Raw genomic sequence first — 11359 nt, 5'->3', positions numbered from 1 at the left:
TTCTAGGGAGAGCGGGCTGAGTGAGGGCCGCATGCGCGCGGCGGAGAGGCATCGATGGCATCGTTCGCGTCCGCCCCCGGGCACGTCCCTCCTCCCGATGCGGTCGCTCCGCGCGACTCACGCGCCGATGCTCCGACGTCGGTGTCACGGTTGAACGAGACCATCCGCGGGTTCGTCTCGACCTGGGGGTCCGTCTGGGTCGAAGGTGAGATCACCGCGTGGAACCTCCGCGGCGGACACGTCTTCGGGCGCCTGAAGGACGCGAACGGTGACGCGATGCTCTCGTTCCGTCTGTGGTCTTCGACCCTTCAGCGCCTGCCCGATGACCTCAAGGTCGGCGACCTCGTGGTGGCGTGCGTGAAGAGCGACTTCTTCGTGAAGACCGGAGACTTCACCTTCACCGTCTCCGCGATGCGCCATACGGGCCTCGGCGATCAGCTCGAGCGGCTCGAGAAGCTGCGCGCCCAGTTGCGTGCAGAGGGACTGTTCGACCCTGCCCGCAAGAAGCGCCTTCCGTTCCTTCCCCAGCTCGTCGGCCTCGTCACCGGTGAGCGCAGCGACGCGGAGAAGGATGTGCACCGCAACGCCGAACTGCGCTGGCCGGGGGTCCGCTTCCGCACGATCCATGCCGCGGTCCAGGGCGAGCGCTGCGTTCCCGAGACGATCGCCGCGCTCACGGCGCTCGATGCCGACCCGAACGTCGACGTCATCATCATCGCCCGCGGCGGCGGCGATCCGCAGACCCTGCTCGGCTTCAGCGATGAACGCCTGGTGCGTGCGGTGGCCGCGGCATCCACGCCGGTCGTCTCCGCCATCGGCCACGAGAACGACCATCCGCTACTCGACGACGTCGCGGACGTACGGGCGTCGACACCGACGGATGCCGCCAAGCGCGTCGTCCCCGACGTCTCGGAGCAACGGGCGCTCGTGAACCAGCTGCGCTCGCGCGCGCGCACGCGCCTCACGCAAAGGGTCGGTCACGACATCGCCCAGCTCGAGCAGCTGCGCTCGCGTCCTGTGCTGCGGACGCCCGAGTCTCTGCTCACGCCCCGCGCCCACGAGCTCTGGACCCTCGTCTCGCGCGGCCGCGACATCGTGCACCGACGGATGGATGCCGCGGAACGCACGACGGCGCAGCTGCGCGCGTCGCTGCGCGCCCTCTCCCCCGGCGCGACACTCGAACGCGGCTATGCCATCGCCCATCTGGATGCCGGGGTCATCGTCCGCGACGCTCGTCAGGTTCCCGTGGGCACCTCCGTGACGGTCACCGTCGCCGAGGGCTCGTTCACCGCGCGCTCGGCGGGTCCGCTCGCAGAAGACGCCGGCGGGGCGGCCTAGAATGGACGCCATGACCAGCGACACGGCCACCGACGTCGCCGATCTCTCATTCGAGCAGGCCCGGGACGAGCTCGTGCGCGTTGTAGCCGAACTCGAGCAGGGCGCGCCGACTCTGGAGCAGTCGCTCGCCCTGTGGACCCGCGGTGAAGCTCTCGCCGCGCGCTGCGAGGAGTGGCTGCTCGGCGCGAAGCGGCTTCTCGATGCCGCCCGTCCCGCGGACGCGGAGTCGTAATGGCATCGGGTCCTCGCATCGTCGCGGAGCTCGGCCGACCCGAGACGCCCGCGGAGACCGCCGATCGCAAGGCGGCCGCCTCGCGGGCGTACCGCCAGAGCAAGACCTTCCGCAACCTGGTGGCAGCTCTCCTGGTCATCATGGCCGTCGTCGCCGTCGTCTACTTCGGGGTGCCGCGCGGTTCACTGCCCGACCCTGAGGAAGCGGACGTGGCCGCGGCAGCGCAGAGCGCGTCGGAAGCCATCGGACACCCCCTGCTGGTTCCCGTCGTCCCCGAGAACTGGCGCGCCAACTCGGCGCGACTGGAGGGCTCGATGTGGCGCGTCGTGTATGCACCGCCGAGCGGCTACGTGCGCGTGGCACAGGGCGTCGACGCCGACGCCGGATGGGCGACGAAGGTGCTGGGCGGGTTCGCGCCCTCCGGCAGCGTCACCATCGACGGGATCGCCTGGGACGAGTACACGATCCCTGCCGCCGCCCGCACCGACACGGTCTCGTACGCCATCTCGACGACGGCCGGCTCCGACACGGTGCTGATCTACGGGGCGACCGACGCCGCAACGGCCGCCGTCGCGGCGTCCGGCGTCACCGATCAGATTCTGACCATGCGCGAGGAGAAGAGATGAACGCAACCGTCCGCCCCACCCCTTCGCTCGTCTGGGAGGAGATGCTCGAGGGCAACGCCCGTTTCGTCGCAGGTGAGCCGCGCCATCCGCGACAAGACGTCGAGCGGCGCAACGAGCTCGCCGCCGCTCAGACCCCACGGGCCGCGCTGTTCGGCTGTGCGGATTCACGCCTGGCGGCGGAGATCATCTTCGATCAGGGCCTCGGCGACCTGTTCGTCGTCCGTAACGCCGGCCAGGTCGCCTCGGACTCCGCGGTGGCCAGCCTGGAGTATGCCGTCGCGGCGCTGGACGTCTCGCTCATCATCGTGCTCGCACACGACGCGTGCGGTGCCGTGCGCGCCGCGATCGACTCCACCGCGCTCGGCTCGCCCGAACTCCCCCCGCACATCTGGCGCCTGATCGCGCGCATCGTGCCGGCGGCACGCACCGTGCTCCGCGATGCCGGCGGCGAGGTCGATCCTCGTGAGCTGGACGCCGAGGACGTGGGACGGGAACACCTCAAGAACACGGTCGACGATCTGCTCGCCTCCTCGCGGCTCATCGCCGACGCGGTCGCCGAGGGCCGACTGGGCATCGTGGGCGCGAACTACCGGCTGAGCGAGGGCACGGCGGTGCCGCACGTCGCCGTAGGCCTCCAGACGGCCTGAGCCGGGCACCCGCCCGACACCACAACCGAAGACGCACAGGAAACGAGGACGTGACCGCAATGACCGAGACCACCGAGTACCGCATCGAACACGACACGATGGGCGAGGTGCGCGTGCCGAAGGACGCTCTGTACGCCGCACAGACCCAGCGCGCCGTGGAGAATTTTCCGATCTCGGGCACCGGGCTGGAGTCGACGCAGATCGCCGCGCTTGCGCGCATCAAGAAGGCCGCGGCGCTGGCCAACAAGGAACTCGGAACCCTTGATGGCGCGATCGCCGATGCGATCGCGGCTGCCGCCGACGACGTCATCACCGGTCGATACGACGCCCACTTCCCCGTGGACACATACCAGACGGGATCGGGCACCTCGTCGAACATGAACATGAACGAGGTACTCGCCTCGCTCGCCACTCAGAAGCTCGGCGCGCCGGTTCATCCGAACGATCACGTCAATGCATCGCAGTCGTCCAACGATGTCTTCCCGACCTCCGTCCACATCGCCGTCACACAGGCGCTCATCGATGACCTCATCCCCGCCCTCGACCACCTCGCTGTCGCCCTGGAGGCGAAGGCGCTCCTGTGGAAGGACGCCGTGAAGTCGGGCCGCACGCACCTCATGGACGCGACTCCGGTGACCCTCGGACAGGAGTTCGGGGGGTATGCGCGCCAGATCCGCCTCGGCATCGAGCGGGTGCGTGCCGTGCTTCCCCGCGTGGGCGAGGTGCCGTTGGGCGGCACGGCCGTCGGCACCGGCATCAACACACCACTCGGCTTCCCGCAGAAGGTCATCGCGCTCCTGGCCGAGGAGACCGAACTTCCCATCACCGAAGCGCACGACCACTTCGAGGCGCAGGCCAACCGCGACGGCCTGGTCGAGGCATCCGGCGCCCTGCGCACGATCGCGGTCTCGCTGACGAAGATCAACAACGACCTGCGATGGATGGGATCGGGCCCCAACACCGGCCTCGGCGAGTTGCACATCCCCGACCTGCAGCCCGGGTCCTCGATCATGCCCGGAAAGGTGAACCCGGTCGTCCCCGAGGCGACCCTCATGGTGTGCGCGCGCGTGATCGGCAACGACGCGACGGTGGCCTGGGCGGGCGCATCCGGCTCGTTCGAGCTGAACGTCGCGATCCCGGTCATGGGCACGGCCCTGCTGGAGTCGATCCGCCTGCTGTCGAACGCGATGCGCGTGCTGGCCGACAAGACGGTCGACGGTCTGGAAGCGAACCTCGAGCGCGCCGCCGCCTTCGCCGGGATGTCGCCGTCGATCGTGACCCCGCTCAACAAGCTCATCGGCTACGAAGCGGCGGCGAAGATCGCCAAGCACGCCGTCGCCAAGGGCATCACGGTGCGCGAGGCTGTGATCGACCTCGGCTACGTCGAAAGAGGAGAGCTGACCGAGGAGCAACTCGACACGAAGCTCGACCTTCTGTCGATGACGCACCCCGGCTGATCGCCTGCTCCCCCTGTCGGGTTCATAATCAGAGGGTGAATCGCGCCGTCCGCCCTCCCCGTGCGGCAAGGCGCGCACGCGGGCTCGGCGTCGTCCTGGCCGTGGTCGCGGCGGGATTCGGACTGACGGCCCTCGCGCTGCTCTCGGTCCACGCCGCGACCGGCGCGCCGACCACCTGGGTCTCGGTCGTCGTCTTCGCCGCTGCAGCGGCTCTGACGCTCGCGGTGACGGCACTGGTGGGCTGGCTGCTGCTGGACGAGAGACGCCACACGCCAGAGCTGCCTGACGGCCTCGAGAGCCCCGATGCTCTCTTCGACGCCCAGCGCCGGCTCCTGGACGACGTGCGACACGAGTTGAAGACGCCGATCACGATCGTGCGCGGACACCTGGAGCTCATGGATGCCGCCGACCCCTCCGACGTCGCGGCGACGCGTGCGCTCGGCATCGCCGAACTCGATCGCATGACGCGCCTGATCGGCGACATCGACCTGCTGGCCGCCGTCGAAAGCGACAGCTTCACGATGGGAGATGTCGATCTGGACGCGCTGACCCGACGCGTCGCGGAGCTGGTCGCCGTCATCGCGGACCACGACTGGGGGGTCGAGCAACGCGCAGCAGGGATCATCCACGGCGATCGTGATCGCCTCCTGCAGGCGTGGCTGCAGTTGGCCGACAACGCGGCGAAGTACACCCCCGCCGGCTCGGCGATCGAGATCGGCAGCGCCGTGCATCCCTCCGGTGCTCAGCTGTGGGTACGCGATCACGGCGCGGGAATCGCGCCCGCGGTGCGCCACCGTATCTTCCGTCGCTTCGACCGGGGCACCGGCAAGCGGTCGGTCGGCGGATCGGGCCTGGGCCTCGCCATCGTCGACGCGATCGCCAAGGCGCACGGCGGTCACTGCACCGTGGCCGACACTCCGGGTGGCGGTGCCACTTTCACCATCGAGATCCCCATCGGTACGCAGGCGACGCTGCCCACGCCGGTGCGCGCGGGGGATGTCGTCCAACAACGGGAGGCCTCCGGATGACCCGCATCCTCATCGTCGACGACGAGCCGCACATCGTCTCGATGGTCTCGCGCGCCCTGTCCGCCGAAGGGTACGAGACGACCGCCTGCGAGGACGGCGCGGCCGGTCTCGAACGTGCCTCGCGCGGTGACATCGATCTCGTGATCCTCGACGTCGGCCTTCCCGGCATGGACGGTTTCGAGGTTCTGCGGCGTCTGCGCGGCGACGGGCAGTCGCTCCCGGTGATCATGCTGACCGCTCGTAGTTCGGCCCGCGACGCCGTGGACGGGCTGGATGCCGGCGCCAGCGACTACGTTCCGAAGCCCTTCTCGCTCGCGGAGCTCATGGCGCGCGTGCGCTCGCGTCTTCGGGAGCGCACGGGAGCCATCACGATGGTGCTCTCCCGCGGAGATGTGACGCTCGACCTGCTGGCGCGCCGCTGCTCCGTAGCCGGTCACGACGTCGACCTCTCCGCCCGCGAGTTCGCACTCGCCGAACAGTTCCTGCGTCACGCCGGCGAGGTCCTCACGCGTGAGACGCTGCTCAGCCGTATCTGGGGCCTCGACTTCGATCCGGGTTCGAACGTCGTGGACGTCTACGTGCGGTACCTGCGAGCGAAGCTCGGCGCCGACCACATCGCTACCGTCCGCGGCGAGGGCTATCGCTGGGAGTAGGCCTCGCCGCGGACGGCGCGGTGCGAACGGGGAGCGTCAGCTCAGCTCGCCCTGCTCCAGCAGGTCGGTGACCAGCGCGGCGATCGCCGAACGCTCGGAGCGCATGAGCGTCACGTGACCGAAGAGGCTGTGGCCCTTCAGCGTTTCGATCACCGAGGCGATGCCGTCGTGGCGGCCGACACGGAGGTTGTCGCGCTGGCCGACGTCGTGGGTGAGGACGACGCGCGAGTTCTGCCCGATCCGGCTGAGCACCGTCAGCAGCACGTTGCGCTCGAGGGACTGAGCCTCATCGACGATCACGAAGGCGTCGTGGAGGGAGCGCCCGCGGATGTGGGTCAGCGGGAGCACCTCGAGCATCCCGCGCGCGACGACTTCCTCGAGGACGTTTCCGGAGACCACGGATCCGAGGGTGTCGAAGACCGCCTGCCCCCACGGATTCATCTTCTCGGACTGATCGCCCGGCAGGTAGCCCAGCTCCTGGCCCCCGACAGCGAACAGCGGGCGGAAGACGATGATCTTCTTCTGCTGCTGACGCTCGAGGACAGCGTCCAGTCCCGCGCAGAGAGCGAGCGCCGACTTGCCGGTTCCGGCGCGCCCACCGAGGGACACGATCCCGACCTCGGGATCCAGCAGCAGGTCGATCGCGATGCGCTGCTCAGCGCTGCGGCCGTGGAGTCCGAACACGTCGCGGTCGCCGCGGACGAGGCGGAACGCGCCGTCTCCGGTGACGCGGCCGAGAGCCGACCCGCGCTCGGAGTGGATCACGAGACCCGTGTTCACCGGGAGGCCGTGCACCTCCTCGCTGGTCGCGACCTCCGCCTCGTAGAGGTCGCTCATGTCGTCACCGGAGATCGCGATGTCGGCGATGCCCGTCCACCCGCTGTCGACGGCCTGCTCCGCGAGATACTCCTCGGCGTGGATGCCGAGAGAGGCCGCCTTGACGCGCATGGGGAGGTCCTTCGAGACGACCGTGACTCGCTGGCCATCGGAAGCGAGGTGCATGGCGACGGAGAGGATGCGCGTGTCGTTGTCGCCGAGCCGCATGCCGGCGGGCAGAACGGAGGGATCCGTGTTGGTCAGCTCGACGCGCAGCGTTCCTCCGTCCCCGACGGGGACGGCAAAGTCCAGGCGCCCGTGCTCGACACGCAGTTCGTCGAGGTGACGCAGAGCCTGCCGGGCGAAGTAGCCGATCTCCGGGTCGTGCCGCTTGCCTTCGAGCTCGGTGATCACCACCACGGGGACGACGACGGAATGCTCCGCGAACCGGAAGAACGCGCGCGGATCGCTGAGGAGCACAGAAGTGTCGAGGACGTAGGTGCGCAGATCGGTGTCCACGACCTCCTCGACACTCTCATCGATCCGGCGTTGCTGCAGTGAAGCCCGTGTGGTCACAACTCACTCCCGCCCCGGGTGGAGCACCCGGCAGTTTCGAGTCGACCGTGGCCACGAGTCGTGTGGAGGCCGACCCGACCGGGCGCCTTGCCCGATGTGATGACCGTACGGCGCGCGATGCGCTCGCGCCATCCGCGACACGCCGCCGATCGGTGTCGGGGACGTTAACGTGTGATGTCGTCGGCGGACGAGGCCTCGAGAGCCTGCGTGGGGGCCGCGGTGACCTCGAGAGAGACCGGAAGATCGTCGGAAGAACCGGGCTCCGGCAGTGCGATGGCGGCGGGACCGGGCTCGACGATGGCACGCGCGGCGGCGAGCTCGGCGAAGGCGTCGCCGAGCAGAACGAAACTGTCCGCACCCGTTCCGACGTGGGGCGCGACCCGGATCGTGGCGCCGCGGGCAGTGACGGTGACGCCGTGATTGGCGAGAGCGGCGGCCAGCGGCGCCGCCTCGTGAGGGGCCGGCTGCAAGGCCACGATGCCGGCGTGCCGGTCGCGCGGGGTCACGACAGGAATCCCATAGCGATCTGCGAGATCCATCACGGCCCGTGCGCGCGAGCGCAGTTCGGCGGCGACGTCCGGGATGCCCGCGTCGAGCACCTCGCGCAGCGCCGCCGCCAGGCGACCGGCGGCGAGGTGGTCGGCCGGGGCGACCTGATAGGCGGCGGCCGTCGGCAACGGCGCGGGAACCCCGACGCTGCTCGCGTCACCCTGCATACCGGAGATCCCCGAGAGTACGGGTTCGATGTGCTCGCGTGCCCGATCGGAGAACCGCGCGAAGCCGGTGCCCCGGCCGGCCCGAAGCCATTTGTACCCGTTGCCGCACACCACATCGGCGGCATCCCAGTCGGCGTCGACGACGGCGAAACCCTGAACGGAATCGACGATGAGCAGCCGATCACCGATCCGGTCGCGGATCGCCGCCAGGTCGGCGACAGCTCCCGTGCGGAAATCGACCAGGCTGACGGCGACCGCCGTCACCTCGTCATCGAGCGCCTCCGCCACGGCATCCGCCGTGACGATCCCGCCGGAGGGGTCGATCTCGCGAACCGAGAGCACGCCGCGAGCATCCTGAGCGCGGCGCGCCGTCACCCGCAGGGCGGGAAACTCCTGAGCCGACACGACGAGCACGCCCCGAAGACCCTGCATCGCGTGCTGCAATCCGTGGGTCGTCGACGGCTGCAACACGACCTCGTCGACGGAACATCCCAGAACCTGTGCGACCAGGCCGCGCGCCTCGTCGGATCTCTCGGAGACCAGATCGATTCCGGAGCGTCGACCGCTGCCGAGGAGCTCGGCATCGGCCAGGGTCTCGGCTCGCACGGCAGGTGAGAGCGGCCCGAACGCCGCCCAGTCCAGATACCCCGCTGCGCTGTCGAAGGTATCGAGGTAGGGCTGCAGGTCGTTCACGTCCTCCATTGTCCCACGCCGCGTCGTTACGGGTCGGACCGCTCCGGTCAGCTGCCGTACCGGCGATCACGCGTGGCGTAGTCGCGGATGGCACGGAGGAAGTCGACCTCGCGCAGATCCGGCCCGAGCGCCTCCACGAAGTAGAACTCGGAATGCGCCGACTGCCAGAGCAGGAAGTCGCTGAGACGCTGTTCGCCCGAGGTACGGATCACCAGGTCGGGATCCGCTTGCCCTCCGGTGTACAAGTGCTCGCCGATCTGCTCCGGGGTGAGGCTGGCGGCGAGCTCTTCGAGCGAGCCGCCGCGCTCGTCGTGCTGCGCGATGATGCTGCGAACGGCGTCGACGATCTCGCTTCGTCCGCCGTAGCCGACCGCGAGGTTCACGTGCAGGCCCGTGTTTCCGGCCGTCCGCTGCTCCGCCGTCCGTAACACGCGGGCCAGGTCCGGTGGCAGCATCTCCGCTCGACCCACGTGCTGCACGCGCCAGCCGGGCTCGAGCGAGAGCTCGTCGGCGAGCTCGGCGATGATCTCGATGAGATCGGCGAGCTCCTGCGAGTCGCGCTTGGTGAGGTTGTCGGTGGACAGCAGGTAGAGCGACACCACACGGATGCCGAGATCGTCGCACCAGCGCAGGAACTCGTGCATCTTCGCGGCTCCGGCACGGTGTCCGTGCGCGACCGTCGTGAAGCCGGCCTGACGCGCCCAGCGACGATTGCCGTCGATCATCATCGCGACGTGGTGGGGAACCGTGTCGGGGGTCAACTCGCGACGCAGGCGCGAACTGTAGAGGCGATAGAGGAATCCACGCCCCTCGCCCGAACCGGTGGGTGTCACGTTCCTACGCTACCGCGCGAGCCCCGGCCCCGACCGCACACAGGATATGTGCGGAAGACGGCATGAGGCTGCGCGTAGGCTCGGTGCCGTGACCCGACACGCATCCGCCGAGGGCGCCGACATGCCCCAGCTCCCGCTTCTCGAAGCTGGCTCCGTCCGTGCACAGGTCGACCTGAAGCCCACGTGGCGCGGCTGGATCCACGCCGGAACGTTCCCGGTCGCCGTGGCCGCCGGGGTCCTGCTCATCGTCTTCGCCCAGGGTGCGGCCGCGAAGTGGGCCGCGGTCGTCTTCATGGTGACCTCGCTCCTCCTGTTCGGCAACTCCGCGCTGTATCACCGGTTCAACTGGGGGCCGACGACCAAGGCGGTGCTCAAGCGCATCGACCACGCCAACATCCTGCTGCTGATCGCGGGCACCTACACGCCGATCGCCGTGCTGGCGCTGACGCCCGACAAGGGCACCCTCCTGCTCGTGCTGGTCTGGTCGGGCGCGATCCTCGGCATCCTGTTCCGCGTCTTCTGGATCAACGCCCCGCGGTGGCTCTACGTGGCGCTCTACCTTCTGCTGGGGTGGGCAGCGGTGATGTACATCGTCGACCTGCTGCAGGCGAACCTCGCAATGATGGTCCTCGTCATCGTCGGCGGGTTGCTGTACACCGGCGGAGCGATCGTCTACGCGCTGAAGAGGCCGAACCCGTGGCCGGGCCACTTCGGGTTCCACGAGATCTTCCACGTGTGCACCGTGCTGGCTTTCCTCTGCCATTGGACGGCGTGTCTGCTGATCGCGCTGCACCCGCTCGTGCCCTCTCTGGGCGCGGCGGGCTGAGCCGGCGCGTACCGGTCGGACCCACGGCGCACCGGCGTCAGCGTGAGGCGGGGTCGATGTCCTGGTCGTCGGTGTCGCTCGCCTCGACGGCCGCCGCCGCCTGAGCGTCGGCGCGGGCCTCGGCATCCGCTGCCGTCTTCGCGTCGAGTTCCTCCGCGATCTCTGCGCGGTAGCCGGCACGACGGATGCGCCGCAGCATGTCGATGAGAAGGAAGATCACAGCCACCGCGACGACCGCGATGCCGACGAAGCCCACGAATCCCGGAGTGACGGCGTCAGGGTTGACCGTCATGGTGGGAGTCGGAATCGCCGGGTCGGCGATTCCGATGAGCGCGATCGTCAGTGCGTGCATCGTTCCTCTGTTCCGCGCGGAGCGCCTAGCCTGGAAGTCCAGCCTAGAACCTCGGGAAGTGTCATGACCGCGATGCGCACGCAGCAGGAGCTCGACGACCGCTACGGCCGCGTCCGGAGCGCAGGTCGTCGCCGCTCGGCGTGGATCGTCGGCGGTCTGGTCGTACTCGCTCTCATCGGCTACTTCGGGTGGAACACCTACACACAGGCCGCGCAGTCCGTCGACATCGACGTCACCGGGTTCGATCTCAGCGACGCGCCGCACAGCGTGACGGTCGATTTCCAGCTCACGCTGGCGCGCGGCAGCGCGGTCAGTTGTGTGGTGGAGGCTCAGGACGAGGATCACGGCATCGTCGGATGGAAGGTCGTCTCCTACCCGGCCGACGACGCTCACAGCCGCACGTTCAGCGAGCGTGTCGCGACGACCGCCGCAGCGACGACCGGTTTGGTCCCCTCGTGCTGGATCCCGTAGGCTGATCCGACACATGCGCCCTGGCAGCTGCCGGGGCGTTTGGCATAGTGCCGACGGCGGGGGCCGCACACCCATATCGACCGATTCCCATCGAC

At 69.2% G+C, this 11359-nt stretch carries 13 protein-coding genes; 9 read left to right on the top strand and 4 right to left on the bottom strand.

The annotated features are described in order from the left end of the window. Positions 1-54: 54 nt before the first annotated feature. Genes xseA through CEP17_RS03130 form a run of 7 tightly spaced genes read left to right on the top strand, consistent with a single transcriptional unit; the run spans position 55 to position 5981 of the window. Positions 55-1338 (top strand): exodeoxyribonuclease VII large subunit, encoded by a 1284-nt coding sequence (gene xseA, locus CEP17_RS03160; RefSeq protein WP_112931242.1) that lies wholly within the window; start codon positions 55-57, stop codon positions 1336-1338. 1 nt (position 1339) lies between these two features. Beyond that, on the top strand, positions 1340-1570 hold the full coding sequence (locus CEP17_RS03155) for an exodeoxyribonuclease VII small subunit (RefSeq protein ID WP_083867978.1): 231 nt from the start codon (positions 1340-1342) through the stop codon (positions 1568-1570). Then, positions 1570-2196 carry a DUF4245 family protein gene (locus CEP17_RS03150; RefSeq protein ID WP_112931241.1) on the top strand — a complete coding sequence of 209 codons (627 nt, stop codon included), beginning with the start codon at positions 1570-1572 and terminating at the stop codon, positions 2194-2196. The genes CEP17_RS03155 and CEP17_RS03150 overlap by 1 nt, the downstream gene beginning before the upstream one ends. Next, positions 2193-2843 (top strand): carbonic anhydrase, encoded by a 651-nt coding sequence (locus CEP17_RS03145; protein WP_112931240.1) that lies wholly within the window; start codon positions 2193-2195, stop codon positions 2841-2843. Before CEP17_RS03150 ends, CEP17_RS03145 begins: the two co-directional genes overlap by 4 nt. A gap of 59 nt (positions 2844-2902) precedes the next feature. Continuing rightward, positions 2903-4300, top strand: coding sequence for a class II fumarate hydratase (locus tag CEP17_RS03140; RefSeq protein ID WP_039412314.1), 1398 nt, complete (start codon positions 2903-2905; stop codon positions 4298-4300). Between the two features lie 35 nt (positions 4301-4335). Further along, complete coding sequence (locus CEP17_RS03135) at positions 4336-5328, top strand: HAMP domain-containing sensor histidine kinase (RefSeq protein WP_239498571.1); 993 nt, start codon at positions 4336-4338, stop codon at positions 5326-5328. Next, positions 5325-5981, top strand: coding sequence for a response regulator transcription factor (locus tag CEP17_RS03130; protein WP_112931238.1), 657 nt, complete (start codon positions 5325-5327; stop codon positions 5979-5981). The genes CEP17_RS03135 and CEP17_RS03130 overlap by 4 nt, the downstream gene beginning before the upstream one ends. Before the next feature lie 36 nt (positions 5982-6017). Here CEP17_RS03130 and CEP17_RS03125 read toward each other — a convergent pair whose 3' ends face one another. From CEP17_RS03125 to CEP17_RS03115, 3 genes are all read right to left on the bottom strand, one after another. Then, positions 6018-7355, bottom strand: coding sequence for a PhoH family protein (locus CEP17_RS03125; RefSeq protein ID WP_239498617.1), 1338 nt, complete (start codon positions 7353-7355; stop codon positions 6018-6020). Positions 7356-7537: 182 nt separating this feature from the next. Next, a complete protein-coding gene (locus CEP17_RS03120; protein WP_112931237.1) occupies positions 7538-8791 on the bottom strand; it encodes an aminotransferase class V-fold PLP-dependent enzyme in 1254 nt (417 codons plus the stop codon). Between the two features lie 38 nt (positions 8792-8829). After that, entirely contained in the window at positions 8830-9615 is a 786-nt protein-coding gene (locus CEP17_RS03115; protein ID WP_112931236.1) for an isoprenyl transferase, read from the bottom strand. 121 nt (positions 9616-9736) lie between these two features. Between CEP17_RS03115 and CEP17_RS03110 the strand changes: the two genes are divergently transcribed. Then, on the top strand, positions 9737-10441 hold the full coding sequence (locus CEP17_RS03110; protein ID WP_036318415.1) for a hemolysin III family protein: 705 nt from the start codon (positions 9737-9739) through the stop codon (positions 10439-10441). 37 nt (positions 10442-10478) lie between these two features. Here CEP17_RS03110 and CEP17_RS03105 read toward each other — a convergent pair whose 3' ends face one another. Continuing rightward, positions 10479-10793: a hypothetical protein gene (locus tag CEP17_RS03105; RefSeq protein ID WP_112931235.1), complete on the bottom strand. Its 315-nt coding sequence runs from the start codon at positions 10791-10793 to the stop codon at positions 10479-10481. 63 nt (positions 10794-10856) lie between these two features. Here CEP17_RS03105 and CEP17_RS03100 point away from each other — a divergent pair, with 63 nt between their 5' ends. After that, on the top strand, positions 10857-11264 hold the full coding sequence (locus tag CEP17_RS03100) for a DUF4307 domain-containing protein (RefSeq protein ID WP_036318413.1): 408 nt from the start codon (positions 10857-10859) through the stop codon (positions 11262-11264). Positions 11265-11359 lie beyond the last annotated feature (95 nt).

It is taken from the genome of Microbacterium sp. PM5, assembly GCF_003293595.1.
GTDB lineage: Bacteria > Actinomycetota > Actinomycetes > Actinomycetales > Microbacteriaceae > Microbacterium.
The sequence above is the reverse complement of the archived record's forward strand: the minus strand, read 5'-3'. Positions and strand labels throughout refer to the sequence as shown.